This is a genomic window from Pseudomonas sp. GW821-FHT09E12, assembly GCF_059416085.1.
This window is the reverse complement of sequence record NZ_JBWKOM010000010.1, coordinates 52,696-79,307: the sequence shown is the minus strand read 5'-3', so window position 1 is coordinate 79,307 and position 26,612 is coordinate 52,696. Positions and strand designations below refer to the sequence as shown.

Genomic DNA, 26,612 nt, shown 5'->3' with positions numbered 1-26,612 from the left:
CAGGCAGGCACGACCCGACCTCTCGCGGGAGAGGTCGGGTGCGCAGCTATTGCGGGAATGATTGCAAGAATGCAGCCAGATGGCGCCGGCTCAGTGCTTGTTCGAAGAGCCTTGCATGACCAGCTTGATCAGCGGCAACAGGCCGGCGCTGAGCCGCACCAGCCGGGCGAAGCTTCTGACGCTGCCGCTCTTGGCGCCTTTGCCGGTGAGAAAACCCAACAGGGTCACGGCAGCCACGCCCCACAACGGCGCGTGCTTGATGCCCAAGCCCTGTTGCCAGCTCTGGCCAAGGCCACGGACCCGCTGCAAGGGTTGCAACAACTGTTGGGATTCGTGGCGGATTTCCTGGCGATGCATTTCCATGCGCAGGCGGATCAGCGCCTTGCGCATCTCGCGCCGGGAGTTGGTTTGCGGGATGTCAGGCAGGCTCATGGCAGCAGGCGCTCCCTGTCGTTGGCCAGCTCTTCAAGGGTGGCGTGGAAGGGCGAGGACTCGTCGAAAATCGCCGCCTTCAGGCGCAGGGCGCAGAACAGCGCCGCCAGCGTATAGAAGACGCACAGCCCGATGATGGCGGTCAGGCGATAGGTGTCCCAGAACAGGATCAGCACCAGCGCCGATAGTCCTATCAACAGCAGCAGGGCGAACACCAGGGCCAGCCCGGCGAACAGCAGCAGGCTGACGGTTCTGGCTTTCTGTTCCTGCAACTCGATGCCGAACAGTTCGACGTGGCTGTGCAACAAACCCAGGAAAGCAGCACCCAGGCGCCGCGTTGAAGAGCCTTGGCCCGCCGTGGAGCCGGATTCATCGATAGCCATATCAGCGCCGGGTCGCCAGCAGGCCGATCAGAAAGCCCACACCCGCCGCGATGCCCACTGCTTGCCAGGGGTTGCTCTGCACATAGTCTTCGGTGGCGGTGACTGCCGCCTGGCCGCGTTCGCGCAGCGATTGTTCGGTCAGTTGCAGGGTCTCGCGGGCGCGCAGCAGGCTGTCGTGAATCTGTGTGCGTAATTGGTCTGCCTGGTCGCCAGCCAGGGTGGCGGTGTGTTCCAGCAGACGTTCCGTGTCACTGACCAGTGCCTGAAAGTCCGCCATCAGTGTTTCTTGAGCTGTCTTGGTGGTTTTGCTGGCCATGGTTATCTCCGTAGTGGCGTTCTGAAGGGTTCGAGTATGAGCCTTGCGCGAAGGTTCAGTGCAATTGTCTGGTACAGCTTTTGCTTTGTCCTGGTGCGTAAACACGGGTGGTTGCGCCGAAAGCGCGCAGGATGCGGTGCCTGGCAGCTAAAACCTTACCCTAAAAAATCAACACTTATGGAAACACCCCGAGCGATACATCCCTCTCGCAAAAGCGTCGCGCCAAAATGGGTCGTAATACCTGGGTCGACAGGACCTTGGGTGCCAAGTTGGTGCAAAAAACGTTCGAGCGGCTCGCGGCTTTTTCCTGAATATCAGGTCTGCCCATTCCATGGAAAATCTGCAAAGCGCTGTGGACACTCTGGTCCATGGTTCCAATACCCTGTTCATCCTTATCGGTGCGGTCATGGTCCTGGCCATGCATGCCGGCTTCGCCTTTCTCGAGGTGGGCACGGTGCGCCAGAAAAACCAGGTCAACGCCTTGTCGAAGATCCTCAGCGACTTCGCGGTCTCGACCCTGGCCTATTTCTTTATAGGCTATTGGATCTCCTACGGCGTCAGCTTCCTGCAACCGGCGGCGGTGATCAGCGCCGATCACGGCTACGGACTGGTGAAGTTCTTCTTCCTGCTGACGTTCGCCGCGGCCATCCCGGCGATCATTTCCGGCGGCATCGCCGAGCGTGCGCGGTTCGTCCCGCAGCTCTGCGCCACGGCGCTGATCGTGGCCTTTATCTATCCCTTCTTCGAAGGCCTGGTGTGGAACGGTAACTATGGCCTGCAAGCCTGGTTGCTGGCGAGCTTCGGCGCGGGCTTCCATGATTTCGCCGGCTCGGTGGTGGTGCATGCCATGGGCGGCTGGCTGGCGCTGGCCGCGGTGCTGTTGCTCGGGCCGCGCAACGGTCGTTATCGCGACGGCAAGCTGGTGGCATTCGCGCCGTCGAGCATCCCGTTCCTGGCCTTGGGGTCGTGGATCCTGATTGTCGGCTGGTTCGGCTTCAACGTGATGAGCGCGCAGACCCTGCAGGCGGTCAGCGGGCTGGTGGCGGTGAATTCGCTGATGGCCATGGTCGGCGGCACCGTGGCGGCGCTGATCGTCGGGCGCAACGACCCGGGCTTCCTGCACAACGGCCCGCTGGCCGGGCTGGTGGCGATCTGCGCCGGCTCCGACCTGATGCACCCGGTGGGCGCGCTGATCACCGGGGCGATTGCCGGCGCGCTGTTCGTCTGGTGCTTTATCGCCACCCAGACCCGTTGGAAGATCGACGATGTGCTGGGTGTCTGGCCACTGCACGGGCTGTGCGGCGTGTGGGGCGGTATCGCCTGCGGGATCTTCGGCCAGAGCACCTTGGGCGGCCTGGGCGGCGTCAGCCTGGTCAGCCAGTTGATCGGTACCGGCCTGGGCGTGCTGGTGGCGCTGGTCGGCGGCTTTATGGTGTACGGCGCGATCAAGGCGCTCTGCGGCCTGCGCCTGACGCAGGAGCAGGAGTACTACGGCGCCGACCTGTCGCTGCACAAGATCGGCGCGGTCAGCCAGGACTGAGCCCATGCGGCCCTGGCTGGAGTACCCGGCCAGGGCTGCTTGCCGCTGATCATTGGCCGCCGAGCAGGCGCGCCTCCGACGCTTCGATGGCCGCCAGCGGGCCGGACATCAACACCGTATCACCGGCTTGCAGCAGGGTGCCGGCGGCCAGCTCCAGGTCGCGGCCATCGCGTTGCACGCCTTGCACATCCACGCCCAATTGCTCCAGCGCCAGCTCGCCGAGGGCCAGGTCGCAGGCGTGGGCCGCGCTGCCGAGATTGACCGCATGCATCAGCACCCGCGGCTGGCCGCGATTGTCCAGCAGGTCGGTCTGCGCCCCATGGTAGAAACCATGCAGCAGGCGATAGCGGTTGTGGCGAACCTCATCGACCTTGATCTGTACCTGGTGTTCCGGCAGCCCGAGCATCACCAGCGCATGGGACGCCAGCATCAGGCTCGACTCCAGTAGCTCCGGCACCACTTCGCTGGCACCGGCGGCTTTCAGTTCGGCCAGTTGGCTGTCGTCCCGGGTGCGCACCAGGATCGGCACTTCGCTGTTGATCCGGCGCGCGCTTTTCAGCACGTTGAGGGCGATGTCGGTCTTGTCCACGGCAATCACCAGCAGGCGCGCGCGTTCGAGGCCGACCGCCGCCAGCAGCTCGGCGCGGCGGGAGTCGCCGTAATGCACGCAGCTTTCGCCGGCCGCGGCTTCCTGGACCCGCACCGGGTCGTCGTCCAGGGCAATGAAGCGCTGCTGTTCGCGGCGCAGGAAACGGCCGATCGACTGGCCGACGCGGCCATATCCGCAGATCACCACATGGTCCTGCAATGTGGCGTTGAGGGCGCTGATTTCTTCCAGGTGGGCCTCCTGGTTCGGCTTGCGGTGCAGGTGCGCGGCAATCTCCGGCGCGGCGCGCAGCAGCAGGGGCGTCAGCAGCATCGAACAGAAGGTCGCGGCCAGCAGCAGGCCGCTCAGCTCGGCTGGCATCAACTGGCTCTGCTGCATCTGCGCCATCAGCGCAAAACAGAACTCGCCGCCCTGGGCCAGGGCCAGGCCACTGCGCCAGGCCGTCTCGCCGTCGCTGCCGCGCAGCTTGAGCAACAGTGCCACCACGGCGCCCTTGATCAGCATCAGGGCCAGTGTCAGGCCGAGGATCAACAGGGCATGGCTGGCGAACAATTGCAGGTCGATCAACATGCCGATGCTGACGAAAAACAGCCCCAGCAGAATGTCGCGGAACGGCCGGATATCGGCCTCGATCTGGTGCCGGTAACGGCTTTCCCCCAGCAGCATGCCGGCGAGGAACGCACCAAGGGCGGGGGACAGGCCGAGCAGGTGGGTCAGCCAGGCGGTCAGCAGGACGATGACCAGGGCCAGCAGCACGAACAGCTCGGCGGAATGGGAGGCGGCCACCTCGTGGAACAGCCGTGGCAGCAACCAGCGGCTGGCCAGCGCCAGGCCGATGAACAGCAGGGCGGTCTTGCCCAGCGTCAGGGGCAGGGCCCAGTACCAGGCCTGTTCGGTGTTGCCGGCGAATACCGGCACCAGGGTCAGCAACAGCACGGCCACCACGTCCTGGAACAGCAACACGCCGATCGCATTCTGCCCGTGGCTGCTGAAGATTTCCCCGAGGCTGCCCAGCTCCTTGCTGACAATGGCGGTGGAGGACAGCGCCAGGCCCGCGCCGAGCAGCAGCGCCGGGATCGGCGGCACACCGGCGAGGATCAGCAGGCCGCCGAGGATGGCGCCGCTGCATAGCACTTGCAGGCTGCCCAGGCCGAATACCACCTGGCGCAGGGCCAGCATTTTCGATACGGAAAACTCCAGTCCCAGGGAAAACAGCAGAAACACCACCCCCAGCTCCGCCAGATCAGGCAGGTTTTCGTTGTCGTTGACCCAGCCGAAGGCGGTCGGCCCCACCAGCAGGCCTACGCACAGGTAGCCCAGCACGGGCGGCAGGCGCAGGCGGCGGAACAGGGCGATCACCACCAGGGATGAAGCGAGGATGATCAACAGATTGGCGAACACAGACATCTCCGGGCGGCGGGTTGTAATGACAGAGCGTAGAGGCAAAAAAAGCCGCGAGGGTCGCTCAACCGCAAGTTGGCGGCGCTGACCTGCATCAGCTGTTTGGCAGAATGCTTGTCGATGATTGCTGCTGACCGCAGGGTGCTGCGTTCATCGGTCGACGGCTTTTTCCCGCGGGCCTAGAATAAGCGCCTGTCTCTTTTCGGTCTGTATGTCATGCCTCCTGAATGTCAGCTGTTCGGCACCCTGGGCTGCCACCTGTGCGAACTCGCCGAGGCGGAGTTGATGCCGCTGGTGGAGCACGGGCTGATGGTCGAGCTGGTGGATATCGCGGAAGACGAAACCCTGTTCGAGGTGTATGGCCTGCGTATCCCGGTCCTGCACCGCGTGGACAACGGCGCCGAGCTGGGCTGGCCGTTCGATGCCGAGCAGGTGGTGGCCTTCCTGCGCTGAGCCGGCCTGTCGCTGGCACGACCCTTTCCGTTTGTCGCCTGCGCTGCAATCCCTTGGCGGGATCCCGATTATTCGTTTACTGTATAAGCGTACAGTTATCGGGATGGTTCGTCATGTCTCTCACAATCCTCGCCCGCGCCGAGCGTTTGCAACACCTGTCGCCCGAGCATGCAGGGCACGACGGATTTGCCGCCGGGCTCACGTTCGAAGGCGGTTTTTCCCTGGATCGTACCGTGGGGCTCGGAGCGCCGCAGATCCGCGCGGTGCTGGTGGATGACGACAGCCTGCTGGGCTTCGGGATCTATCCCGGCGACCGGCTGATCGTCGATCGTTCGGCGGCCCCGGCGGTGGATCAGTATGTGGTGGCCCATCTCGATGGCGAAGACGCCTATGGCGTGCGCCTGCTGGCGCCCGATCCCAAGGGTGGGCTGCTGCTCAAGGCGGCGCGACCTTCGATTGCACCGATCCCCCTGGACGATCGGGACTCGGCGCAAATCTGGGGCGTGGTGTTGTGGGTGGTCAGTTATGTCGGCCGTGGCTGATATCGATGCGCCGGGCGTGTGCTCAGTGGATGAATGAGAGGGTAGAAGGACTGATGATGGTCAATGTCGAACAATTGAAGAGCAGTGTGAACCGCATGTCCGCCGATGTGGTGCGCGAAGCGGTACTCGAACTGCGCCTGGACGGCCTGGTCACGGAAGGCAAGACACCGTTCAACAAGCTGCATTTCAATACCTGCTTTGCCGAAATCGAAGCCCTGTTCCAGCGTGCGGGTTATCACCGGCAACTGGACGTGGTGGGGTACCAGGGGTTGTTGTATGCGCTGTATGACCCGGCTCGCTGGGAGGCGGTCGATGTGCTGCGCTGGCTGAAGGAGTTCACCGATGCCGCCGCGCAAGCCGGCGTGGCCCGGGCTTAGTCGCAGGTTCTGGAGGGTGAAACTCTCCTAGGCTCCCCGGGACCCATGTTGGATAATGCCGCTCTGCATTGTCCGCTCGAGCTTTTGTATGTCTTCCGTACCTTTTTTTGCCACACAGCATCAGGCCAGCACCCTGTACCTGCCCCCCGGTTCATGGCCAACCGTACTGGATTGCCTGTGTGACCATTTCAGCACCATCAGCCGCGAGCAGTGGCTGAGCCGGATCGCCCGTGGCCGGGTGCTCGATGGACAGGGACTACCGATCGGTGTCGACCTGGCGTACCGCGAAGGCCTGCGCATTCATTATTTTCGCGAAGTGCCCGACGAAAAGATCATCCCGGTGCAGGAGTCGATTCTTTACGTCGATGAGCACCTGGTGGTGGCGGACAAGCCGCATTTCCTGCCGGTCACCCCGGCGGGGGAGTATGTCGAGCAAACCTTGCTGCGCCGCTTGATCCGCAGCCTGGACAATCCCCACCTGGTGCCTCTGCATCGCATCGACCGGCATACGGCGGGCCTGGTGTTGTTTTCGGCCAATCCGCAAAGCCGCTCGGCCTATCAGTCGCTGTTCCCTACGCGCAGGATCGACAAGCGCTACGAGGCCATCGCACCGGCCTTGCCCGGTCTTGAGTTTCCACGGGTGCATAAAAGCCGCCTGGTCGATGGCGAACCCTTTTTCCGCATGCAGGAAGGACCTGGTACGCCTAATACGGAAACGGCACTGGAGGTCCGGGAAAAGAACGGTGACCTCTGGCGTTATGGGCTGTATCCGGTGACCGGCAAAAAGCACCAGTTGCGGGTGCACATGAGTGCGCTGGGGGCGGCGATCTGCAACGACCCGTTTTATCCCAATGCGCTCAAGGATGTGGAGGACGATTACGCCAAGCCGCTCAAGCTGCTGGCCCAGGGCCTGCGTTTTACCGACCCGCTGACAGGGGAGGAGCGCGAGTTCGAGAGTCGGATCACCTTGCAGTGGTAATCCAGGCAACTGCTTGCTGCTGCCAGAAACGATAAAGCCCGCGAAAGCGGGCTTTATCGTTCGAGGCTGTAACGGTATGGATTACAGCTCTTTTACCGTACGAACCTGATCCTTGTTGATGCGGGTTTGTTTGCCGTCCAGTTGTTCGAACTCGTAGAAACCGGAATCCTCATCGTATTTCGGCGTATCGACGGCCTGGATTTCGCGACCGTCATTCAGGGTGATCACAGTAGGCGATGCGCAACCGGCGAGAGTGGCAAGGCCCAGTGCAAGCATGAGAGTGGCGAGAGTCCGCTGAATCATTATGTGTCTCCGAGATGAATACTTTTAGTTGCTGTGCTTGAGACGTATACAACGCCTGCAAGTTCCTTGAGTTAAGGGCATTCTGACACGCCGTGCTGCTGGCTTAACAGCTCTGGTGTATTCAGATTAGCCAATCGGGGATCGTTTGCCGGACATTGCAGGGCCTGAGCATCCAGCCCGCGCATGATACGTCCGGGGCTGCGCTCACCGTTCTGCCAGGCTCCGTCGAAGGTGCCGAGCAGCGTGCGCGGAATGATACACAGCAAGGGTTCCCAGTGCTCGCCATGGCGCAGCATCAGCGGTTTGTCCGGATGCAGGGCGGCGCTTTGCCGCATGGCGTCGATCAGTTGCGCATCGATGCGCGGCACGTCGCAAGGCAACACCAGCAGTCGGGCATGCCGGGCGACGGCCAATCCGGCACGAATACCTGCCAACGGCCCCGGGAAGTCATTGCTTTCGTCCTGCACCAGTTGGTCGGCATAAGGCGCGTACTGCCGGCGATTGCGGTTGCAGGAAATGATCAGGTCATCGCTCAGGCCGCGGGTCAGTCGATGCAGGTGGGCGATCAATGGCCGGCCCTGCCGCTCGATCAGCCCCTTGTCCCTTCCGCCCATGCGTTGGCCGCGTCCACCGGCCAGGAGCAGAATGGAGCAGGGTGGCAAATCTGTGCGCGGGGTCATGGCACGTCTCCACAGGGGCGGTCAAAGAGAGCGCTGTGATATAACACCGGGCTGTTTCTCCTACAACTGGATCGAGCCTATGAAAGCCAAGGCTGATGTACCTTTTGCACCCTTGAATATCGCGGTGCTGACTGTCAGTGATACCCGGACCCTGGAGACCGATACCTCCGGCCAGGTCTTCGTCGATCGTCTGAGCGCTGCAGGCCATAACCTGGCCGCGCGCGTCCTGCTCAAGGACGATCTCTACAAGATTCGCGCACAAGTGGCGACCTGGATCGCCGACGACCTGGTCCAGGTGGTGCTGATCACTGGCGGCACCGGTTTTACCGGCCGCGACAGCACCCCGGAAGCTGTGTCTTGCCTGCTCGACAAACAGGTCGACGGTTTTGGCGAGTTGTTCCGTCAGATCTCGGTGGCCGACATCGGCACTTCCACCGTGCAGTCGCGGGCCCTGGCCGGGCTGGCCAACGGCACACTGGTGTGCTGCCTGCCGGGCTCGACCAACGCGGTGCGTACCGGTTGGGACGGCATCCTCGCCGAGCAGCTGGACTCGCGGCACCGGCCGTGCAATTTCGTCACGCACCTGAAACAGGCGGCACCTTGTGAATCCCGTGGGTAAGCCGGGCAAGACCGGTGCCTTGATGCCGGTCGAGGCCGCATTGGCCCGTTTGCTGGAGATGGCCGAGGCTACTCCCATTCTCGAGCGCGAGCGGCTGCCGCTGGCGGCAGCTCAAGGCCGGGTCTTGGCCGACGATTTGATTTCCACCCTGGATCTTCCGCCCTGGCCCAACAGCGCCATGGACGGTTATGCCTTGCGTGCCGCGGATTGGAGTGGTGAGGCCCTTGTGGTCAGCCAGCGCATTTTCGCCGGCCAGGCGCCTGAGCCTTTGGCGCCCGGTACCTGCGCACGCATCTTCACCGGGGCGCCGGTCCCGGCGGGAGCCGACTGCGTGGAAATGCAGGAGAACGCCGAGGTTCAGGCCGATGGGCGGGTGTCCTTTACCGAGCCGCTCAGCGCCGGGCAGAACATTCGTCCCCAAGGCCAGGAAACCAAGGTCGGCGAGTGTGTATTGGTGGCCGGAACGCAGCTGGGGCCGATCGAGCTGGGGCTCGCTGCTTCCTTGGGTTGCGCGGAACTGGAGGTGGTGCGTCGAGTGCGGGTCGCCGTGCTTTCCACCGGCGACGAACTGGTAGAACCCGGGCAAGCGCTGGGTCCAGGGCAGATCTACAACAGCAACCGTGTCCTGCTGTGCAGTTGGTTGCAGCGGCTGGGCTGTGAAGTGGTCGACGGCGGGATCCTGCCCGACGATCTGCCCACGACCCGGCGGCGCCTTGCCGAACTGGCGGATGTGGACCTGATCCTGTCCACCGGTGGTGTATCGGTGGGCGAGGCGGATTTCCTGGGCATCGCCTTAAGAGAAGAGGGCGAGCTTGCGCTCTGGAAGCTGGCGATCAAGCCGGGCAAGCCATTGACCTTCGGGCATTTCCGCGGCGTGCCGGTGATCGGCCTGCCGGGTAACCCGGCCTCGACACTGGTGACCTTTGCCTTGCTGGCTCGCCCCTATATTTTGCGGCGCCAGGGAGTGAAGGAGCTGCAGCCCTTGCAGTTCCAGGTTCCAGCCGGGTTTGCCTGGTCGAAACCGGGGAATCGACGAGAGTATCTGCGTGGGCGTCTGGAGCAGGGCAGGGCAATCATCTACCGGAACCAGAGTTCCGGGGTCTTGCGCAGTGCCGCCTGGGCCGAGGGGCTGGTCGAGGTACTGGAAGAGCGAACGCTGGTTGAGGGCGATTGGGTCAACTTCATCCCATTGAGTGAAGTCCTGGGCTGACTCCAGGGGAGGCGGACCTGGTTGGCAGCGCCGGGTCCATCCTCCAGGGCCCTGCCTATCAACGCAGGAGTAAAAGGATCAGCAAGCCAAAACGGCTGTTCAGTCCCCAGGACAGCAGTGCCGATAGAAACCCGGCATAGGCCAACACCCACGCGAGCTTCTTGAGCAAGGCATGAAGCTTGCTGTCGGGCTTATGCTCGTGGTCACGGGTATGTACTTGATGGACACTCAGTTCCGGGTGTTTGCCTGTACTGAGCAGGATGCTCCCTTCCAGCCGAGTGAGCGCGGAGTTCGAGCGTTCAAAGCATTTCTTGTCATCCATGTGTTTCGCTTCCCTGTTTGAGGCGTCGTTCGCCTGCCATGAACATTCTCCGATTGTCTGTTTCGGGTCAATTCAGGTGATTCTCAATCTGCGGTCAGAAAAGTTACCGGTCAGCCAGCAGACGGCCTGACGGCGACAAATTGATTACATCCCGATCGGACTTTTTCTCATGGACCGAGGGTCAACATCCTTCAATGGCCCTCGAATGACAGGAGTGATGAGCGATGAGCGAACGCAAGGCGATGCTGATACTGCACGGCAAGCAGGCCCTCAACGAAGAGGTCCGCGACGCTGTCGAACGCAAGCGTGAAGAGGGTTGGGAGCTGGCGGTCCGCCTGACCTGGGAGGCGGGCGACGCCCAGCGCCTGGTGGATGAAGCCCTCGTGACTGGTTACACCCGCCTGATCGCGGGGGGCGGTGATGGCACTTTGCGTGATATCGCCGAGGCCATGGCGGCGCAGGCCAACGATGCCAGCCTGGTATTGCTGCCGCTGGGGACGGCCAATGATTTCGCGCGGGCGGCCGGCGTGTCGTTGCTGCCCCATGAGGCATTGAACCTGCTCGACGTGCCGGCACGGGCGATCGACCTCGGCGAGGTCGGTGGCCAGGTATTTCTCAACATGGCCACGGGCGGGTTCGGCAGCCAGGTGACGGCCAATACCTCCGAGGACCTGAAAAAGATTCTAGGGGGCGCGGCCTATCTGTTCACTGGTTTGTCTCGTTTCAACGAACTGCATGCGGCATACGGTGAACTGCAGGGGCCGGATTTCCATTGGCGCGGCGAGCTGTTGGCCCTGGGGATCGGCAACGGGCGCCAGGCCGGTGGTGGTCATCTGCTGTGCCCTGAGGCGATGGCCGATGACGGATTGCTGGATGTCAGTATCCTGCCGGCCCCCCAGGAGTTGGTGGGGACCTTGAAGGACCTGCTGGCCGGCGGCTGGGGGATCGACAACCTGTTTGTGCGCACGCGCCTGCCCTGGGTTGAAATCAAGGTGTCCGAGGGGCTGGATATCAATCTCGACGGTGAGCCCCTGCAAGGCGAAAACCTGCGTTTTCGCGCGCTCCCAGGGGCATTGCGGGTGCATTTGCCGGAAGACTCCCCGCTGTTGGCGGCTTCGGCGTCTTAATCGTCGAGGCTGATGATCTGTTCGCGGACGGCAAACAGGACCAGGCCGGCCACATCATAGATCTGCAGGCGTTTCATGATCTGCGAGCGGTGGGTTTCCACGGTCTTGATGCTCAGGCCAAGCCCATGAGCGATTTCGCGGGTCGATTTGCCGCGAACGATCAGGCGCAGGATCTCCAGCTGGCGTGCGGTCAGGTTATGGGTTTCGACGGGTTCCGGATGGGGCTTCTGCACGCGGATCAGCGCCTGGTTGATCACCGTGTGGGCAATGGCCGGGCTGAGATAACGCTCGTTGTTGCGCAAGGCGTCGAGCGCGTGCTCGAGCTCGTTGGCGGTAGTGTCCTTGAGCAGATAACCATGAGCACCGGATTCCAGGGCCTGCATGATCAGCGCCGGATCGGTGTGCATCGAGAGAATCAGTACTTTGCTCTGCGGATGCACCACCTTGAGTCTCTTCAGGGCTTCAAGGCCGCTGATATCCTTCATGGAAATATCCAGAAGGATAATGTCCGGCGACAGCCTCTCGACCATTTCCAGTACTTGTGCGCCATCGTTGGCTTCGCCGATCACGGCATAGCCAGGAATGTCCATGACCAGGGCACGCACGCCAGCCCTGATGAGCGAGTGGTCATCCACCAGAAGTAAATTGCAGGTCAATGTAAAACCTTATTCGTACTGGCCCGTTCGAGTGCGCGAGGCGCCCAGGGGAAGAGTGCTTCGATTTGTGTGCCCTGGTCGGGCTGGCTGGAAACCTTCAGGGTGCCACCCAGTTGCGCGATTCTTTCCGCCATGCCCGCCATGCCGCGTTGTCCTTGCGCGCCAGGATTGGCCGCTGGGGAAAAGCCACAGCCATCATCGCTGATAAACAGCGAAAGGCCCTCGGGCAGGCGTTGCAGGCGTACCAGCAGGTTATCCGCCTGGGCGTGGCGCAGCATGTTGGTGACGGCTTCCTGAGTGATGCGAAAGGCGGCCACCGCCATCTCCTCGGGGATGCCTGCCAGGCGTTGCTTGCATTCCAGGCTCCAGTGCACGGAAGTGTTTTCCAGGGTCTTCAGCAAGTGTGCCCGCAGGCTGGCTTCCAGGCCCAGGCTGGCCAATTGCCGGGGATTAAGAATGGCCGATACATCGCGCACCTTGGCCAGGGTTTCTTCCAATGTGCTTTGAAGCGTCGTGCAATGCTGTTGCAGGTCTTCGGGCAGGCGGCGCTTGAGCCATTCGCTTTGCAGCTTGGCGGCAGTCAACAACTGACCAATATCATCATGCAATTCACGACTGAGGCGATGGCGCTCGTTTTCCTGGACTTCCAGCAAGCGATCCGCCAGTTCCTGAGGCTGGAACTTGATCGAATTGCGCGAATCGCCGTAATAGGCCCAGACACTGGCCAGGGCCGCCAGATTCAGGATCAGCAGGCTGAGGGGAAAGGTCGTCGACAGGCAATAGACGGCCAGACTTCCAAGTGCCGAGCATGAGCACAGCAACAGGTTGAGCCAGCGCAGGTTTATTCGAGAGAGAAGCCTGGTGGCAGTTGACTTGAGGCTGGCGTACATAGCGGATGGAGCCAATGAATGTTCGCTGCGGGGAGACCGGTCAAGTCGACTGACGGGCCCCGGTTTGGAAAACGGTATTATTTGAGTATGCGGCTTCAATTAACGCGGTCTATTCGTTGGGAGCAAGCCTTGCACTGATCAGGTGTGTAACAAGATCAATCTGAAATCACAGTGCCATTAAGGATATCGTTTAGTGGCTGGCATAGTATCAGCTTAGCTACCGTTGGTCGCGCCTCTATATATGTCCAGCGGGTCAGGAATATTGCCTTTTGGGACGTATGTTCCGATTCGCTTGTTTTAACTGGCTCCGCTCAAACAGTGACTGTATCTGGCCTTGGCGAACGGGTAGGCGAGATTCAGAACACTTGAAGTCTCGGGATTGGTTTTATTTAGTTGTGTTAGTTGGTTCTGTCGTTAACAGGCATGAAATATTGGATAACGACATGATGCTGGTCAATGTCACGACATATCTAACGACTGAAGTTAGGTATTAACGACAGGGTCTATGCGTTTCTCTTGGCGATCGAAAAAACTTTGAACGAATTTTGGTGGCAGGACAGGGGGGCGGGCAGAGGGTCGATTTGCACGGCGAGGGATTCGATGAGGGTGGCCTGTTCGTTGCCATCGAGGTTCAACTGCCCAGTCACCGGATCGACGAGTTCAAGCTGCCAGGCCATCAGGCTGAAGCATTCCCCGAGGGTGTCGAGGATCTGCTCGTTCATGTCCGGATGAGGATGGGAGTGATCCAGCAACGCATGAACCTGGCGCGAGAATTCGGCGGTGCTGCGCAGCGCCAGCCCGTCGGTTTTCTCGGCCAGTTTGAGCAGGGTGGACAACATGCAATCGATGGCGTCCTGATCGTTCCTGATCAGGTTGAGATGGTTCAGGCATTCAACAGACTTGGCCAATAGTGCTTCTGCCTCAAGCAGAAAGTCGGGTGACTGGTGCCACTCTTTATCGTCGATCAGCATGCTTGTCTCCACGACGCCACGTCAGATGATGGAATGGTCCGTTTTGTGAGCGGCTGTAAGGTATTACGTCGGTTATGCCGTGGGATATAGGACGAATCTGATTGGTTCTCAATGGACGAAGACGCTGTGCTGGTGTTTAGTCTGCAGGCGACAGACTGCCGAGCACGGTGTGTCGGCCACGCTTGGACAGCGGAGGCGGGGGGGCTCGAAGGGGCACCAGCCCATCTTCCTGCGATCACAAACAAAAGCCTGACTCCATTCATGCAATGAGAATGGCGTCACATTAATGGCTATTGGATATTGCGAATATCAGGTTGGTCCTGATTGCCGATAGGGGATTCCCTTATAAAGGGGAACCAAGCGCTGAAATAGAGGTCGCGGCGGGGAAGTTGTGTGAGTGAAATCGCGAAGCCAGTAAAGCATGATGTTAATGTGACATCAATGCCTTTGCATGGCATTTTGTATGCGGGTCAAGATTCGGTGAATTGCGCCGATAACCCACGTTAGTGAATTCATCAGAACAAGCCCAGGAGTCATTACATGGCCGGCATTCTCGACACGGTAGACCAACGCACACAACTGGTGGGTGAGAATCGCCTGGAAATCCTCATGTTCCGTCTGGCCGGGCGACAGTTGTTCGCGATCAACGTGTTCAAGGTGCAGGAAGTCCTGCAATTGCCGAAGCTGACGCTGATGCCCCAGCGCCATCCGTTCGTCTGTGGCGTGGTCAACCTGCGGGGGCAGACGCTGCCGGTCATCGACCTGTCCCAGGCGATCGGCATGCGGCCGCTGGTGCCGGGTCCCAACAGCACCATCATCGTCACCGAGTACAACCGCTCGGTGCAGGCCTTCCTGGTGGGGGGTGTCGACCGCATCGTCAACATGAACTGGGAAGCCATCCTGCCGCCACCGACCAGTGCCGGGCGCCAGCATTACCTGACGGCGATCAGCAAGGTCGACGATCAACTGGTCGAGATCATCGACGTGGAAAAGGTCCTGGCCGAAATCGTTCCGTACAACGCCAAGGTGTCGCGCGACAAGCTCGACGATCCGGTCCTCGAACGTGCCCGCGGCCGTGAAGTGCTGTTGGTGGACGACTCCAACGTGGCGCTGTCGCAATTGCGCGACACCCTGGGTCAGTTGGGGGTGAAGATGCACATTGCCAGCGACGGCCTGAAGGCCCTGAAGATGCTCAAGGCCTGGGCCGATACCGGGGTCGACATGACCGACAAGCTGCTGATGGTGTTCACCGACGCCGAAATGCCGGAAATGGACGGCTATCGCCTGACCACCGAAATCCGCAATGATCCTCGTCTGCGCGGCCTTTATGTGGTGCTGCATACCTCCCTGTCCGGCAGCTTCAACGAGTCGATGGTGAAGAAGGTCGGTTGCGACAACTTCCTGTCCAAGTTCCAGCCGGACAAACTGGTCGACGTGGTGCGCCAGCGCCTGATGCTGGACGAAGTTCCCGCCTGACGGGAGCCGTGGCCGGAGCGACGCCTGCGCGGCAGCTGCTTCTTTGATTCGCGGGCCGGCTCGTATAAGGTTGCTTTCTTTGCCACCCGGGAGCTGGCCATGCGTCTCAGCGCGCTTTATCGATACCCCTTGAAATCCGGCAAGGGCGAGTCCCTGCAACAGGTCGCGCTGGACAGGCTGGGGCTGGAGGGAGACCGACGCTGGATGCTGGTCGATGAGCCCAGCGGACGCTTCCTGACCCAGCGTGCGGTCCCGCACATGAGCCAGCTTTCGGCGCTCTGGAACGCCGAGGGAGGGCTGACCCTCAGTGCTCCCGGCTACCCATCCCTCGATGTGCCACTGCCTGGTGCGGATGCCCCGTTACGTGGCGTGACCATCTGGCGCGATACCCTGCGCGTACCGGATGCCGGCGACGAAGCCCATGCCTGGCTGAGCGATTTCATCGGCAAGCCGACCCGCCTGGTACAGGTCCCACCGGAGCGTGCGCGCACCACTCAGGCCGGTTACGGCAAGGATGACGATCAGGTGGCCTTCGCCGACGGTTTTCCGCTGTTGCTGATTGGCGAGTCCTCCCGGGAAGACCTGTCCAGTCGTGTCGGCCGTCCCCTGGAAATGCTGCGCTTTCGCCCGAACCTGGTGATCGAGGGCTGCCCGGCCTTTGCCGAAGATGGCTGGAAACGCATCCGCATCGGCGATATCGAGTTTCGGGTGGTCAAGCCTTGTGCGCGTTGCATTCTCACCACCATCGATCCGCAGACCGGCGAGCGCAGCGCCGACCGTGAACCGCTGGCCACGCTGCAGCAGTACCGGGCGCAAGAAGGCGGGGCGATGTTCGGGCAGAACCTGGTGAACGATGGCATTGGCCGCCTGGAAGTCGGCATGCCGGTCACGGTGCTGGAATAGTCGGTGGCGTAGAAACGAAAAATGCCCGTATCGCCAGATACGGGCATTTTTTATCGCCGAGGATCAGCCGCGGTATTCGCACAGGTAGGCGGTGTCGACGGCCACTTTCAGCTGGAACTTGCTGTTGGCCGGTACGTTGAACTGGCTGCCGGCGGCAAAGGTTTCCCAGTCGTTGCTGTCAGGCAGCTTGACGGTCAGGGCGCCGGAAACCACGTGCATGATTTCCCGTTGAGCCGTGCCGAACTCGTATTCGCCCGGAGCCATGACGCCGATGGTGGCGGGACCTTCGGCCGTGCCGAAGGCAATCGACTTGACGGTGCCGTCGAAGTACTCGTTGACTTTAAACATGGGCGATTCCTCAAAAAGGGGTCAAAAAGGCCGGCCAGTATGCACAAGGCCTTCAGATGCGTCACCTGTTGCGCGGACGGATCAGCCGGGAAGAATCAGAGGCAATAAACGCGCCGTATTGCGGGCATCTTCAAGGGCGCGATGCTGCTGGCCGGTGAACTGCAGCCCGGCCAGTTGCAGCGCGCCGTTCAGACCCAGCGGTCGTTCGAGGCGGCGGGCCTTGGCGAAGCGTTGCTTGAGGTTCATGTGCGGCAGTTGGGCGAGGGCGCTATGCAGTTGCGAGCGTTGCCACTCCTGCAGCAGTTGCTTGCGATCGTAGTCGCCCCAGCTGGCCCAGCCCTCCAGGCGCGTGTGATGCTGGCCCAGCCAGCGTTCGAACATCGGCCAGACTTCGCTCAACGGCTGGGCGCCGTCGATCTGGGCCTGGGTGATGTGGGTCAGCTCACGGCAGAACGGTGTCAGCATCGGCCGCCGCAGCGGGCGCACGAAGCGTTGGAAATGGTCCAGTTCACGCCCTTCGCGGTTCACCAGGGTGGCGCCGATCTCGATGATTTCCATGTCGGTCAGCGGCCAGCCTCCTTCGTCCGTGGTGGCTTCCAGATCAATTACCAACCAGTGGGGCATCACAGGCTCCAGCTTCAACATCCCGATGAGGCTTGAGCGTAGCCAAACCCGACGTCTGCGCCTAGCGGCTTATTCCACCTCCAGCAGAATCTGGCGGTTTTTCACCTGATCGCCCAGGTTGACCTGCAGCCGCTTGATCACACCATCGATCCCGGCCTTCAGCGGATGCTCCATTTTCATCGCCTCCAGCACCAGCAGCAGTTGCCCCTTGCTGACGGTCGCGCCCTCGCTGACCAGTACGTCGACTATGGCGCCGTCCATGGGCGCCTTGAGCATGCCGCTGTGGGCGCCGTCCTGGCTGGCGACCGGCGCGTGGCTCAGGTCTTGAAGGTGCAGGCTGCCAGGACGGGTGAACAGCCAGAGCTGCCCGGCTTCCAGGGTGTAGGCGTAGCGGCGGCGGATACCGTCGATGGTCGCGCAGGCCCAGCGGCCATCCGTCTCCAGCAGCTGTACCTCGAAGCCTTGGTCGGCGTGTTGAATCCGCAGCGTTCCGGCCTGGTTATTCAGTTCAAGGTTCCACAGGGTTTCACCCGAGCCCAGGCGATAGTGCAGCGGCACACTGGCGTTGTTGCGCCAGCCGGCCAGCGCCGCGCCATGACGCTGGGCCGCGTGCTGATAAAACAGTGCCGCGGCCAGGGCCAGTTCAGCGCCGCTTGGCGGTTGCGGGCGCAGGCTTGGATCGTCGGTGAAATGTTCGGCGATAAAGGCGGTGCTGAATTCGCCGCTGGCAAAGCCAGGGTGGCGAAGCAGGTTCGCCAACAGCTTCTGGTTGCTCGCCACGCCGGTCAGCACCGAGTCCTCGACCGCGCGCAACAGCTTGCGGCGCGCCTCTTCGCGGGTGGCGCCGTGGGCGATGAGCTTGCCCAGCATCGGGTCATAGAACGGGCTGACGCTCTGGCCTTCCAGCAGGCCGTGATCGATGCGCACATCGGCACCCAGCGCCGGTTCCCAGCGCCGTACCTGGCCGGTTTGCGGCAGGAAATCCTGCGCCGGGTCCTCGGCATACAGCCGCACTTCGATGGCATGACCCTTGAGTTCGAGCTGTTCCTGGCGCAGCGGCAGCGGTTGACCGGCCGCCACCTGCAGTTGCAGGGCCACCAGGTCCAGGCCGGTGATCATTTCGGTGACCGGGTGTTCGACCTGCAGGCGGGTGTTCATTTCCAGAAAGTAGAATTGCCCCCGTGCATCGAGGAGAAACTCCACGGTGCCGGCGCCGACATAATTCACCGCCCGACCGGCCTTGAGGGCGGCCTCGCCCATGGCCTGGCGCAGCTCGGCGGTCATCACCGGGCAGGGCGCTTCCTCGACGACTTTCTGATGACGGCGCTGGATCGAGCAATCGCGCTCGCCGAGGTAGATCAATTGGCCGTGGCGGTCGCCGAACACCTGGATCTCCACATGCCGCGGTTCGATCAGCGCCTGCTCCAGAATCAACTCGTCGCTGCCGAAGGCGTGCAGCGCCTCGGAGCGCGCGGTACGCACCTGGGCCAGCAGCTCATCGGCTCGCTGCACCAGGCGCATGCCGCGTCCACCGCCACCGGCGCTGGCCTTGATCATCAGCGGGTAGCCGATGCGTTCGGCTTCGCGTTGCAGGGTCGCATCGTCCTGTTCCGCGCCCTGATAACCGGCGATGCAGGGGACGCCCGCCGCGAGCATCGCCAGCTTGGACAGGCGCTTGCTGCCCATCAATTCGATGGCCTCGGCGCTGGGGCCGATAAAGGTGATGCCGGCTGCCTCGCAGGCGCTGGCGAACTCGGCGTTCTCCGACAGAAAGCCGTAGCCGGGATGCAGCGCGTCGGCGCCCGTGCGCCGGGCCGCGTCGAGGATCGCCTGGCTGTTCAGGTAGGACTGTTGGACCGCCGCCGGGCCGATGCGCACCGCTTCGTCGGCCATCCGCACATGCAGCGCATCGGCGTCGGCATCGCTGAACACCGCCACGGTGCGATAACCCAGGGCTTGGGCGGTGCGCTGGATGCGGCAGGCGATTTCACCGCGATTGGCGATCAGGATTTTGCTGAAGGCGGGCATGAGGTGGTTTCCTGAGATCGGTGGTGTTTGGTCGGGCATTTCGCGAGCAAGCTCGCTCCTACAAAGGCGTAGGCCAGTCACGGACCGGTAGGAGCGAGCTTGCTCGCGATGGGGCTCATGAGGCCCACGCCGGTTTGCGTTTCTGCACGAAGGCCATGGTTCCTTCGATGCCTTCGGCACCGGTGACGGCGGCGCCAAACTGTTCCGCCGCGCGATCGAGCAGCGGCGCCAGCGGTTCTTCAGCGCTGGCCAGCAACAGGGCTTTGGTCGCGGCGTTGGCCTCGGGCGCGCAGCACAGCACATGGGCCAGCACCTCATCGAGGCGCTCGGCCAGGGCCTCTGGGCCGTCTTCGACAAAATGCACCAGGCCCAGTCGCTCGGCTTCGTTGCCATCAAAGCGCGCGGCGGTCAGGGCCAGCCGACGGGCCTGGGTCAGGCCGATGCGCTTGACCACAAACGGCGCGATCTGCGCCGGCAGCAGGCCGAGGCTGGTTTCCGGCATGCCGAACTGCGCCTGATGATCGGCGATGGCGATATCGCTGACACAGGCCAGGCCGAAGCCGCCACCCAACACCGCGCCCTGCAGCAGCACGATCAGCACCTGTGGGCTGTGCTGGGCTTCCTCGAGCAGTGTGCCGAACGCCCGGTTCAGTTCCTGATAGGCACTGGCGCCCTGGGCACGGGCATTGGCCATGTCTTTCAGGTCGCCGCCGGCGCAGAAGTGCCCGCCGGCGCCCCTCAGGACCAGGGCGCGAATGCCGCGGTCATCGCGTACCGCCGCCAGCACCGCGCGCAGTTCGGCGACCATGTGCAGGCTCATGGCGTTGCGGCTGTCCGGGCGATCGAGGGTGATGTACAGGACGCCGCCACGGGGCGCCAGCAGCAGGGTTTCGCAGGCGGGCAGGCGGCTCATTTTCTTTTCCCCGGCAGGATGCCCATGAGTTTGCAGATGATGCCCAGCATGATTTCGTCGGCACCGCCGCCGATCGAAACCAGGCGCACGTCGCGGTAGGCGCGGGCCACCGGGTTGTCCCACATGAAGCCCATGCCGCCCCAGTATTGCAGGCAGCTGTCGCTGACTTCGCGGCCCAGGCGCCCGGCCTTGAGCTTGGCCATGGACGCCAGGCGGGTGACGTCCTGACCGCGCACGTATTGCTCGGTGGCCTGGTACACCAGGGCCCGCAGGCATTCGATTTCGGTGGACAGCTCGGCCAGGCGGAAGTGGATCACCTGGTTGTCGATCAGCGCGCTGCCGAAGGTCTTGCGCTCCTTGCAATATTCGATGGTGCTGTCGACGCAATACTCCAGGCCCTTGATCATGTTGGCCGCGCCGAACAGCCGCTCTTCCTGGAATTGCAGCATCTGCATCATGAAGCCCGCGCCTTCGTGGCCGATGCGATAGCGCTGGGGCACGCGCACGTTGTCAAAAAACACCTGGGCGGTTTCCGAACTGCGCATACCGAGCTTGTCCAGGTGCGGGCTGAGGCTGATGCCGGGGCTGTTCATCGGCACCATGATCAGCGACTTGTTGACGTGGGGTTTGTCGTCCGAGGTGTTGGCCAGCAGGCAGATGAAGTCGGCGCTGGGGGAGTTGGTGATCCACATCTTGCTGCCGTTGATCACATAGTCGTCGCCGTCCTTGCGCGCGGTGGTCTTGAGCCCGGCCACGTCGGAGCCGGCACCGACTTCGGAGACACCGATGCAGCCGACCATTTCCCCGCTGATGGCCGGGCGCAGGAACTCCTCGCGCAACTCGTCGGAGCCGAAGCGCGCCAGGGCCGGGGTGCACATGTCGGTCTGCACGCCGATGGACATCGGGATGCCGCCGCAATGGATGGTGCCGAACTCTTCGGCGGCGACGATCGAGTAGCTGTAGTCCAGGCCCATGCCGCCGAATTTCTCCGGCTTGGAAATGCCCAGCAGGCCCAGTTCGCCGGCCTTGCGGAAAATCTCGTGGATCGGAAAGCGCCCGGCCTTTTCCCATTCCTCGACATGCGGGTTGATCTCGCGCTCGACAAAGTTGCGCACCGTGCGCCGCAGTTCTTCATGTTCCTGGGTGAAGATCATTTTTATTGTTCTCCTCAAGTTGAGTGACGCAATCCCTGAACCTTGTTACCCCTGTAGCCGCTGCCGCAGGCCGAAAACACCGTCGTTGCGGAACTGCTCGCTGTCCCTGTAGCCGCTGCCGAAGGCTGCGATCGGCCCCTCAGGGGACCTGCTCTTGAGGCCCTCGAAGACCCTTCGGGTCTTATCGCAGCCTGCGGCAGCGGCTACAGGTCAGAACCGTGCGACGCCGAAGCTATTGGGTTGTAGCTGACGCACCTGCGCCTCGTGGCAGATATCCAGCAGATAACCCAGCAGGGTGCGGGTATCCCGTGGGTCGATCAGCCCGTCGTCCCACAGGTTGGCGCTGCCATACAAGGCCGTGGATTGGCTGTCGAGTTTCTGCGCCGTGACCTGTTCCAGCATATCCAGCATCTGCGGATCGGCCGCCTGGCCCTGCTTGGCGTGCTTGGCCTCGGTAACGATGCGCAGCACCTTGCCGGCCTGGGCGCCGCCCATCACCGCGGTACGGCTGTTGGGCCAGGCGAAGATGAAGCGCGGGTCCAGGCCGCGGCCGCACATGGCGTAGTTGCCGGCGCCGTAGGAGCCGCCGACCACAATTGTCAGCTTCGGCACCCGGGCATTGGCCACCGCCTGGATCAGCTTGGAACCGTGCTTGATCACGCCCTGCTGCTCCGACTCGGTGCCGACCATGAAACCGGTGGTGTTGTGGAAAAACAGCAGCGGGGTGCCGCTCTGGTCGCACAACTGAATGAACTGCGCGGCCTTGCTTGCGCCTTTCGGGGTGATCGGCCCGTTATTGCCGATAAAACCGCAAGGGCGTCCCTGGATCTGCAAATGGCCGCAGAGGGTCTGCTGGTCGAACTCGCCCTTGAACTCGAGGAAATTCGAGCCGTCGGCGATGCGCGCGATGATTTCCCGGGCGTCGTACGGCTTTTTCGGGTCGTCGGGAATCAGCCCCAGCAGCTCGTCGATCGGGTACAGCGGCTCCGCATAAGGCCGGGGTGGCTGCAGCGGCAGCCGGGCATTCCACGGCAGGGCTGCGAGGATTTCCCGCACGATGCGCACGCCGTCGCCGTCGTTTTCCGCCAGGTATTCCGCGGTGCCGGCCACCTGCGCATGCATCTCGGCGCCGCCCAGTTCTTCATCGGTGGCCACCTCGCCGGTGGCGGCCTTGAGCAATGGCGGGCCGGCGAGAAACAGCTTGGCCTTGCCGCGCACCACCACCACGTAATCCGACAGCCCCGGCTGGTAGGCCCCGCCGGCGGTGGCCGAGCCATGGACCACGGTGACCTGCGGCAGGCCCATGGCCGACATGCGTGCCTGGTTGGCGAAACTGCGCGCGCCTTCGACGAAAATCTCCGCTGCGTAATTGAGGTTGGCGCCGCCGCTTTCGGCCAGGGTCACCACCGGCAGTTTGTTTTCCATGGCGATCTGCTGCAGGCGCAGGGATTTTTTCAGGCCGCTGGGAGAGATGGTGCCGCCCTTGATCGCACTGTTGTTGGCCACCACCAGCACCCGCACGCCGCTGACGTAGCCGATGCCGGCGATCAACCCGCCACCGGCCTGGCTGCCATCCTTGTCGTCGTGCAGCTTGTAGCCGGCCAGGCTCGCCAGTTCGAGAAAGGGCGCGCCGGGGTCGAGCAGCAGATTGAGGCGTTCGCGGGGCAGCAGTTGCCCGCGCTTTTCGAATTTCGCCTTGGCCTCGGCGGCCTTGGCCAGCAGGTTCTGTTCCAGCTGGCGGATCTGCGCGATGCCGGCCAGCATCGCCTCGCGGTTCTGCTGGAACTGCGGGCCGTGGGGATCTAGCTGGGACTGTATGACTGGCATGGCTTATTTCCCGTCCTTGAGTGGCTCGTCCTTAAGCACGTCCGGCAGGTAGGCGCGGTGGAAGCCGTTGTAGGACTCGCTGTGGGACGCCTTGTGCAGCGGCCAGGCACGGCTACCCAGGCTGGCGGCGCCGTCGATGCGCAAGGTGCTGCCGCTGATGAAGGCCGCCGCCGGGCTGAGCAGGAAGACGATGGCGGCGCTGACTTCCGACTCGGTGCCGATGCGCTTGAGCGGTACGTGTTCGCGCAGGGTCGGGATCACCGCCTTGAACGCGCCTTCGTAGGTGTCCATGCCGCTGGAGGCGATCCAGCCCGGCGCCACGGCGTTGACCCGCACCCCGGCATGGCCCCATTCGAACGCGGCGGTCTTGGTGAAATTGTCCATCCCCGAACGCGCGGCGCCGGAATGGCCCATGCCGGGCATGCCGCCCCACATGTCGGCGAGCATGTTGACGATGCTGCCGCCGTGCTTGCTCATGGACTGGTTGAAGACTTCCCGGGCCATGAGAAAGCCGCCCACCAGGTTGGTGCGCAGCACGGTTTCAAACCCTTTCTGATTGATCGAGGCCAGGGGCGAGGGGTACTGCCCGCCGGCGTTGTTGACCAGGCCATGCAAGGGGCCGTGGTCACGGATCAGTTCGCTGACCAGGGCCTTGACCGCTTCCTCGTCGCGGATATCGCAGGCATGCCCGCTGGCCTGGCCGCCGTCTTCGGCGATCTCCGCGGCCACCTTGTGCAGCTTGTCCGCCTTGCGCCCCACCAGCAGCACCCGGGCGCCAAGGGCCGCCAGTTCATGGGCGGTGCAGCGCCCGATGCCGCTGCCGCCGCCGGTGACGACTAGGGTCTGGCCGGCGAACAGGTCGGGTTTGAAAATCGAGTCGTAGCCCACGAAAAGCCTCCTTCAGTTGACGGTATCAGCGATGCTCTGCGGCACCGGGATCTGGATTTCCAGCAACTGCTGGGCGAAGGCCTTGCCCTGCGGGTCGATGCGCAGGCTGGCGACACCGCCGCCACCGAGGGCGTTCTCCAGCAGGAAATTCAGGCTGTGGGTGCCCGGCAGGTACCAGCGCTGGACCCGGCCATGCACCGGGTCCAGCACATGGCTCATCCAGTCCACCACGACGGCGGGTGTCAGGGCCTCGGCGATCCACGGCAGGTATTCGGGGTCGCGGGCCATGACCCCGATATTGCTGTGGTTGCCCTTGTCGCCGGAGCGCGCCACCGCCAGCTTGACCAGCGCCACGCTGGCGTCGGCGCGGCCCACGGGGCTGGCCACGGCATGGGGCGCGGGCAGGGCGCTGGCGTCGAGGCTGTCGAGCTCGGGCAGCTCGACCCGGTGGTGCTGGGCGGCCATCTCGACTGCCAGGGTGCAGGCGTTTTTGTCGATCAGGAACGAGAACAGGCGGATCAGCGGATAGACCGTGGGCCGGCCGCCGACGATGCCGGTCAGGCCCGGGGCCATGCCCGTGGCGGCCTGGGCGATCTCCCGGGAAAACAGCACCAGCGCGCGTTTGTCCGGATGGCGCACGGCGAGCTTGATCACCACTTCGCGGCTGTCCTGGCGCTGACCATGGGGGCCATAGGTGGCTTCGCTGCCGAGCAGTTCGATATTGACTTCGCTGTAGGGCGCCCAGCCGCGCTGGCCGAACATTTGCGTGGTCTTGTCGATGATCGCCTGGCTGACCCGGCGCGCCTTGGCCACCGCGTCGATGCCGGCGATCAGGCAACTGGCGGTGCAGCGGAAACCGTCCGGGTAAGTGGCGCTGACCTTGTACTGGCCGGTCGGCGGCAGGCCCTTGGCGCCATGCACGCTGACCGCATTCTTGCCCTGTTGGCGCAGTTTGACCTGGGTGAAGTCGCAGACCACGTCCGGCAGCAGATAGGCCCGTGGGTCGCCGATCTCATAGAGCAGTTGTTCGCCGACAGTCAGCGGCGTGACCAGGCCACCGGAACCTTCGGGCTTGCTCACCACGAACTGGCCGTCGGCGCTGACCTCGACGATGGGAAAGCCGATGTGTTCGTAGTCCGGCACGTCGCGCCAGTCGGTGAAGTTGCCGCCGGTGCACTGCGCGCCGCATTCGATGATGTGCCCGGCGAGAGCGGCCTGGGCCAGTTTGTCGTAGTCGTGCCAGGACCAGCCGAATTCATGCACCAGCGCGGCGCTGACCACCGCGCTGTCGACCCCGCGACCGGTGATGACGATGTCGGCGCCCAGTTTCAGGGCTTCGACTATCCCGGGGGCGCCGAGGTAGGCGTTGGTGGACACGCACATCGGCGGCAGCGGCGCACCGCTGAACATTTCATGAATGCCGCTGCCGCTCAGTTGCTTGAAGCGGGGTTGCAGGTCGTCGCCCAGCAGCACAGCGATTTTCAGGGCTACGCCGGCCTGGTCGCAGGCCGCTTGCAGGGCCGCGGCACAGGCCTGCGGGTTGATCCCGCCGGCGTTGCTGATGACCCGGATCTCCTGCCGGGCGATCTCGCCCAGCAGCGGGCTCAAGACCTCGACAAAATCCGTGGCGTATCCGGCAGTGGGATCCTTCATCCGCGCGCCGGCCATGATCGACAGAGTGATCTCGGCCAGGTAGTCGAACACCAGGTAATCCAGGTGGCCGCCCTCCACCAGTTGCGCGGCGGCGCTCGAGGTGTCGCCCCAGAAGGCGCTGGCACAACCGATGCGAAGGGTCTTGGTCATGGCTGGGGCTCTCGATAAAAGACTCGATAAAAAGACGCGATGACAGAACTGGATCGAGACTACCAAGCAAGCGCTTGGTTTGTAAACGTCGGAAATATCTTATTCCCAAGCGCTTGCTTGGTTGTCCCCACGGGCTTAAATTGCGCGCGCAAGCTCCCTGTTTCAGGAGGCTGCACCGCATAACGATCGAGCGAATGTAGGAGAGAGGCCGTGGACGAGCAAAAAGCCTTGCTGGTGATGCGCCAGCTGGTCGCCAACGGGCAACTGACCGATCCGGACAGCGCCCGCGGCAAGCTGCTGCAAACCGCGGCTCACCTGTTTCGCAACAAAGGCTACGAGCGCACCACGGTACGCGACCTGGCCGGCGCGGTGGGCATCCAGTCGGGCAGCATCTTTCATCACTTCAAGAGCAAGGACGACATCCTGCGCGCGGTGATGGAGGAAACCATCCACTACAACACCGCCCTGATGCGCGCCGAACTGGCCGAGGCCGGCAGCGTGCGCGAGCGGGTGCTGGCGCTGATCCGCTGCGAGCTGCAATCGATCATGGGTGGCAGCGGCGAGGCCATGGCGGTGCTGGTCTACGAATGGCGCTCGTTGTCGGCCCAGGGTCAGGCCGACGTCCTGGCGCTGCGCGACATTTATGAGCGGATCTGGTTGCAGGTGCTGGGCGAGGCCAAGGAGGCCGGCTTTATCAAGGGCGATGTGTTCATTACCCGGCGTTTTCTCACCGGGGCGCTGTCCTGGACCACCACCTGGTTTCGCGCCGAGGGCAGCATGACCCTCGAGCAACTGGCCGAGGAAGCGCTAACCCTGGTGCTCAAGGAGCCGTAGGCCTCC

The 26,612-nt window shown here is 62.9% G+C and carries 29 protein-coding genes; 11 read left to right on the top strand and 18 right to left on the bottom strand.

The features are described from left to right. Positions 1-90 precede the first annotated feature (90 nt). The 3 genes from AC07PQ_RS25915 to AC07PQ_RS25905 are packed head-to-tail and all read right to left on the bottom strand — an operon-like array spanning position 91 to position 1,131. Entirely contained in the window at positions 91-432 is a 342-nt protein-coding gene (locus AC07PQ_RS25915; protein ID WP_007923255.1) for a hypothetical protein, read from the bottom strand. After that, positions 429-815 carry a phage holin family protein gene (locus AC07PQ_RS25910; RefSeq protein ID WP_007923256.1) on the bottom strand — a complete coding sequence of 129 codons (387 nt, stop codon included), beginning with the start codon at positions 813-815 and terminating at the stop codon, positions 429-431. Before AC07PQ_RS25910 ends, AC07PQ_RS25915 begins: the two co-directional genes overlap by 4 nt. A 1-nt stretch (position 816) precedes the next feature. Continuing rightward, entirely contained in the window at positions 817-1,131 is a 315-nt protein-coding gene (locus AC07PQ_RS25905; protein ID WP_007923257.1) for an ElaB/YgaM/YqjD family protein, read from the bottom strand. A gap of 331 nt (positions 1,132-1,462) precedes the next feature. On the opposite strand from AC07PQ_RS25905, the gene AC07PQ_RS25900 reads away from it, so the two are divergent. After that, positions 1,463-2,671 carry an ammonium transporter gene (locus AC07PQ_RS25900; protein ID WP_493186429.1) on the top strand — a complete coding sequence of 403 codons (1,209 nt, stop codon included), beginning with the start codon at positions 1,463-1,465 and terminating at the stop codon, positions 2,669-2,671. Between the two features lie 49 nt (positions 2,672-2,720). Here AC07PQ_RS25900 and AC07PQ_RS25895 read toward each other — a convergent pair whose 3' ends face one another. Further along, on the bottom strand, positions 2,721-4,679 hold the full coding sequence (locus AC07PQ_RS25895) for a monovalent cation:proton antiporter-2 (CPA2) family protein (protein WP_493186430.1): 1,959 nt from the start codon (positions 4,677-4,679) through the stop codon (positions 2,721-2,723). A 216-nt stretch (positions 4,680-4,895) separates the two neighbouring features. Here AC07PQ_RS25895 and AC07PQ_RS25890 point away from each other — a divergent pair, with 216 nt between their 5' ends. The 4 genes from AC07PQ_RS25890 to AC07PQ_RS25875 all read left to right on the top strand — a co-directional run bounded on the left by AC07PQ_RS25890 (position 4,896) and on the right by AC07PQ_RS25875 (position 7,030). Next, a complete protein-coding gene (locus AC07PQ_RS25890) occupies positions 4,896-5,132 on the top strand; it encodes a glutaredoxin family protein (RefSeq protein ID WP_493186431.1) in 237 nt (78 codons plus the stop codon). Positions 5,133-5,245: 113 nt separating this feature from the next. Beyond that, positions 5,246-5,674, top strand: a complete 429-nt coding sequence (locus tag AC07PQ_RS25885) for a S24 family peptidase (RefSeq protein WP_007923264.1) — start codon at positions 5,246-5,248, stop codon at positions 5,672-5,674. Positions 5,675-5,730: 56 nt separating this feature from the next. Beyond that, the gene (locus AC07PQ_RS25880; protein WP_007923266.1) at positions 5,731-6,051 is read left to right on the top strand and encodes a hypothetical protein; all 321 of its coding nucleotides are present in this window, start codon (positions 5,731-5,733) and stop codon (positions 6,049-6,051) included. Positions 6,052-6,139: 88 nt separating this feature from the next. Beyond that, complete coding sequence (locus AC07PQ_RS25875; RefSeq protein WP_007923268.1) at positions 6,140-7,030, top strand: pseudouridine synthase; 891 nt, start codon at positions 6,140-6,142, stop codon at positions 7,028-7,030. Positions 7,031-7,111: 81 nt separating this feature from the next. Here AC07PQ_RS25875 and AC07PQ_RS25870 read toward each other — a convergent pair whose 3' ends face one another. Next, positions 7,112-7,333, bottom strand: coding sequence for a YgdI/YgdR family lipoprotein (locus tag AC07PQ_RS25870; RefSeq protein WP_007923269.1), 222 nt, complete (start codon positions 7,331-7,333; stop codon positions 7,112-7,114). Positions 7,334-7,404: 71 nt separating this feature from the next. After that, entirely contained in the window at positions 7,405-8,013 is a 609-nt protein-coding gene (gene mobA / locus AC07PQ_RS25865) for a molybdenum cofactor guanylyltransferase MobA (protein WP_493186432.1), read from the bottom strand. A gap of 79 nt (positions 8,014-8,092) precedes the next feature. Between mobA and moaB the strand changes: the two genes are divergently transcribed. Together moaB and AC07PQ_RS25855 are read left to right on the top strand one after the other, a co-directional pair. Beyond that, positions 8,093-8,632, top strand: a complete 540-nt coding sequence (gene moaB / locus AC07PQ_RS25860; RefSeq protein WP_007923271.1) for a molybdenum cofactor biosynthesis protein B — start codon at positions 8,093-8,095, stop codon at positions 8,630-8,632. A 22-nt stretch (positions 8,633-8,654) separates the two neighbouring features. Then, positions 8,655-9,842, top strand: a complete 1,188-nt coding sequence (locus AC07PQ_RS25855; RefSeq protein WP_493186465.1) for a molybdopterin molybdotransferase MoeA — start codon at positions 8,655-8,657, stop codon at positions 9,840-9,842. 58 nt (positions 9,843-9,900) lie between these two features. On the opposite strand, the gene AC07PQ_RS25850 is transcribed toward AC07PQ_RS25855, so the two are convergent. Continuing rightward, positions 9,901-10,164, bottom strand: coding sequence for a hypothetical protein (locus AC07PQ_RS25850; RefSeq protein WP_007929992.1), 264 nt, complete (start codon positions 10,162-10,164; stop codon positions 9,901-9,903). A 224-nt stretch (positions 10,165-10,388) separates the two neighbouring features. Here AC07PQ_RS25850 and yegS point away from each other — a divergent pair, with 224 nt between their 5' ends. Then, the gene (gene yegS / locus AC07PQ_RS25845; protein WP_007929994.1) at positions 10,389-11,291 is read left to right on the top strand and encodes a lipid kinase YegS; all 903 of its coding nucleotides are present in this window, start codon (positions 10,389-10,391) and stop codon (positions 11,289-11,291) included. Here the strand turns inward: yegS and AC07PQ_RS25840 are convergent. The 3 genes from AC07PQ_RS25840 to AC07PQ_RS25830 form a co-directional block, all read right to left on the bottom strand. Next, on the bottom strand, positions 11,288-11,947 hold the full coding sequence (locus AC07PQ_RS25840; protein WP_037035568.1) for a response regulator transcription factor: 660 nt from the start codon (positions 11,945-11,947) through the stop codon (positions 11,288-11,290). The genes yegS and AC07PQ_RS25840 overlap by 4 nt on opposite strands. Next, on the bottom strand, positions 11,944-12,837 hold the full coding sequence (locus tag AC07PQ_RS25835) for a sensor histidine kinase (RefSeq protein WP_007929997.1): 894 nt from the start codon (positions 12,835-12,837) through the stop codon (positions 11,944-11,946). The genes AC07PQ_RS25840 and AC07PQ_RS25835 overlap by 4 nt, the downstream gene beginning before the upstream one ends. A gap of 503 nt (positions 12,838-13,340) precedes the next feature. Next, complete coding sequence (locus AC07PQ_RS25830; RefSeq protein WP_007929998.1) at positions 13,341-13,808, bottom strand: hypothetical protein; 468 nt, start codon at positions 13,806-13,808, stop codon at positions 13,341-13,343. A 540-nt stretch (positions 13,809-14,348) separates the two neighbouring features. On the opposite strand from AC07PQ_RS25830, the gene AC07PQ_RS25825 reads away from it, so the two are divergent. Beyond that, positions 14,349-15,284 carry a chemotaxis protein CheV gene (locus tag AC07PQ_RS25825; RefSeq protein WP_009044919.1) on the top strand — a complete coding sequence of 312 codons (936 nt, stop codon included), beginning with the start codon at positions 14,349-14,351 and terminating at the stop codon, positions 15,282-15,284. Between the two features lie 99 nt (positions 15,285-15,383). Then, a complete protein-coding gene (locus AC07PQ_RS25820; RefSeq protein WP_062825103.1) occupies positions 15,384-16,187 on the top strand; it encodes an MOSC domain-containing protein in 804 nt (267 codons plus the stop codon). Positions 16,188-16,250: 63 nt separating this feature from the next. Here the strand turns inward: AC07PQ_RS25820 and ppnP are convergent, their stop codons facing one another. The 8 genes from ppnP to AC07PQ_RS25780 all read right to left on the bottom strand — a co-directional run bounded on the left by ppnP (position 16,251) and on the right by AC07PQ_RS25780 (position 25,772). Further along, the gene (gene ppnP, locus AC07PQ_RS25815; RefSeq protein ID WP_007930001.1) at positions 16,251-16,535 is read right to left on the bottom strand and encodes a pyrimidine/purine nucleoside phosphorylase; all 285 of its coding nucleotides are present in this window, start codon (positions 16,533-16,535) and stop codon (positions 16,251-16,253) included. 81 nt (positions 16,536-16,616) lie between these two features. Next, complete coding sequence (locus tag AC07PQ_RS25810) at positions 16,617-17,159, bottom strand: 3'-5' exonuclease (RefSeq protein WP_493186433.1); 543 nt, start codon at positions 17,157-17,159, stop codon at positions 16,617-16,619. 69 nt (positions 17,160-17,228) lie between these two features. Then, entirely contained in the window at positions 17,229-19,187 is a 1,959-nt protein-coding gene (locus AC07PQ_RS25805) for an acetyl/propionyl/methylcrotonyl-CoA carboxylase subunit alpha (protein ID WP_493186434.1), read from the bottom strand. Positions 19,188-19,302: 115 nt separating this feature from the next. Further along, entirely contained in the window at positions 19,303-20,100 is a 798-nt protein-coding gene (locus AC07PQ_RS25800) for an enoyl-CoA hydratase/isomerase family protein (protein WP_493186435.1), read from the bottom strand. Continuing rightward, the gene (gene atuD, locus AC07PQ_RS25795; RefSeq protein WP_007930006.1) at positions 20,097-21,254 is read right to left on the bottom strand and encodes a citronellyl-CoA dehydrogenase; all 1,158 of its coding nucleotides are present in this window, start codon (positions 21,252-21,254) and stop codon (positions 20,097-20,099) included. The genes AC07PQ_RS25800 and atuD overlap by 4 nt, the downstream gene beginning before the upstream one ends. Positions 21,255-21,464: 210 nt before the next feature. Continuing rightward, positions 21,465-23,081 (bottom strand): geranyl-CoA carboxylase subunit beta, encoded by a 1,617-nt coding sequence (gene atuC, locus AC07PQ_RS25790; RefSeq protein ID WP_492571794.1) that lies wholly within the window; start codon positions 23,079-23,081, stop codon positions 21,465-21,467. Positions 23,082-23,084: 3 nt separating this feature from the next. Beyond that, a complete protein-coding gene (locus tag AC07PQ_RS25785; RefSeq protein ID WP_007922898.1) occupies positions 23,085-23,969 on the bottom strand; it encodes an SDR family oxidoreductase in 885 nt (294 codons plus the stop codon). 12 nt (positions 23,970-23,981) lie between these two features. Next, entirely contained in the window at positions 23,982-25,772 is a 1,791-nt protein-coding gene (locus AC07PQ_RS25780; RefSeq protein WP_493186436.1) for an acyclic terpene utilization AtuA family protein, read from the bottom strand. A 210-nt stretch (positions 25,773-25,982) separates the two neighbouring features. On the opposite strand from AC07PQ_RS25780, the gene AC07PQ_RS25775 reads away from it, so the two are divergent. After that, positions 25,983-26,606, top strand: coding sequence for a TetR/AcrR family transcriptional regulator (locus tag AC07PQ_RS25775; RefSeq protein WP_009044910.1), 624 nt, complete (start codon positions 25,983-25,985; stop codon positions 26,604-26,606). Positions 26,607-26,612: the final 6 nt, after the last annotated feature.

Bases quoted from the DNA above. Each gene is read 5' to 3' on its own strand.
- AC07PQ_RS25915 (WP_007923255.1), bottom strand. From the start codon at position 432: ATGAGCCTGCCTGACATCCCGCAAACCAACTCCCGGCGCGAGATGCGC.
- AC07PQ_RS25910 (WP_007923256.1), bottom strand. From the start codon at position 815: ATGGCTATCGATGAATCCGGCTCCACGGCGGGCCAAGGCTCTTCAACG.
- AC07PQ_RS25905 (WP_007923257.1), bottom strand. From the start codon at position 1,131: ATGGCCAGCAAAACCACCAAGACAGCTCAAGAAACACTGATGGCGGAC.
- AC07PQ_RS25900 (WP_493186429.1), top strand. From the start codon at position 1,463: ATGGAAAATCTGCAAAGCGCTGTGGACACTCTGGTCCATGGTTCCAAT.
- AC07PQ_RS25890 (WP_493186431.1), top strand. From the start codon at position 4,896: ATGCCTCCTGAATGTCAGCTGTTCGGCACCCTGGGCTGCCACCTGTGC.
- AC07PQ_RS25885 (WP_007923264.1), top strand. From the start codon at position 5,246: ATGTCTCTCACAATCCTCGCCCGCGCCGAGCGTTTGCAACACCTGTCG.
- AC07PQ_RS25880 (WP_007923266.1), top strand. From the start codon at position 5,731: ATGGTCAATGTCGAACAATTGAAGAGCAGTGTGAACCGCATGTCCGCC.
- AC07PQ_RS25875 (WP_007923268.1), top strand. From the start codon at position 6,140: ATGTCTTCCGTACCTTTTTTTGCCACACAGCATCAGGCCAGCACCCTG.
- AC07PQ_RS25870 (WP_007923269.1), bottom strand. From the start codon at position 7,333: ATGATTCAGCGGACTCTCGCCACTCTCATGCTTGCACTGGGCCTTGCC.
- mobA (WP_493186432.1), bottom strand. From the start codon at position 8,013: ATGACCCCGCGCACAGATTTGCCACCCTGCTCCATTCTGCTCCTGGCC.
- moaB (WP_007923271.1), top strand. From the start codon at position 8,093: ATGAAAGCCAAGGCTGATGTACCTTTTGCACCCTTGAATATCGCGGTG.
- AC07PQ_RS25855 (WP_493186465.1), top strand. From the start codon at position 8,655: ATGCCGGTCGAGGCCGCATTGGCCCGTTTGCTGGAGATGGCCGAGGCT.
- AC07PQ_RS25850 (WP_007929992.1), bottom strand. From the start codon at position 10,164: ATGGATGACAAGAAATGCTTTGAACGCTCGAACTCCGCGCTCACTCGG.
- yegS (WP_007929994.1), top strand. From the start codon at position 10,389: ATGAGCGAACGCAAGGCGATGCTGATACTGCACGGCAAGCAGGCCCTC.
- AC07PQ_RS25835 (WP_007929997.1), bottom strand. From the start codon at position 12,837: ATGTACGCCAGCCTCAAGTCAACTGCCACCAGGCTTCTCTCTCGAATA.
- AC07PQ_RS25830 (WP_007929998.1), bottom strand. From the start codon at position 13,808: ATGCTGATCGACGATAAAGAGTGGCACCAGTCACCCGACTTTCTGCTT.
- AC07PQ_RS25825 (WP_009044919.1), top strand. From the start codon at position 14,349: ATGGCCGGCATTCTCGACACGGTAGACCAACGCACACAACTGGTGGGT.
- AC07PQ_RS25820 (WP_062825103.1), top strand. From the start codon at position 15,384: ATGCGTCTCAGCGCGCTTTATCGATACCCCTTGAAATCCGGCAAGGGC.
- ppnP (WP_007930001.1), bottom strand. From the start codon at position 16,535: ATGTTTAAAGTCAACGAGTACTTCGACGGCACCGTCAAGTCGATTGCC.
- AC07PQ_RS25810 (WP_493186433.1), bottom strand. From the start codon at position 17,159: ATGCCCCACTGGTTGGTAATTGATCTGGAAGCCACCACGGACGAAGGA.
- AC07PQ_RS25805 (WP_493186434.1), bottom strand. From the start codon at position 19,187: ATGCCCGCCTTCAGCAAAATCCTGATCGCCAATCGCGGTGAAATCGCC.
- AC07PQ_RS25800 (WP_493186435.1), bottom strand. From the start codon at position 20,100: ATGAGCCGCCTGCCCGCCTGCGAAACCCTGCTGCTGGCGCCCCGTGGC.
- atuD (WP_007930006.1), bottom strand. From the start codon at position 21,254: ATGATCTTCACCCAGGAACATGAAGAACTGCGGCGCACGGTGCGCAAC.
- atuC (WP_492571794.1), bottom strand. From the start codon at position 23,081: ATGCCAGTCATACAGTCCCAGCTAGATCCCCACGGCCCGCAGTTCCAG.
- AC07PQ_RS25780 (WP_493186436.1), bottom strand. From the start codon at position 25,772: ATGACCAAGACCCTTCGCATCGGTTGTGCCAGCGCCTTCTGGGGCGAC.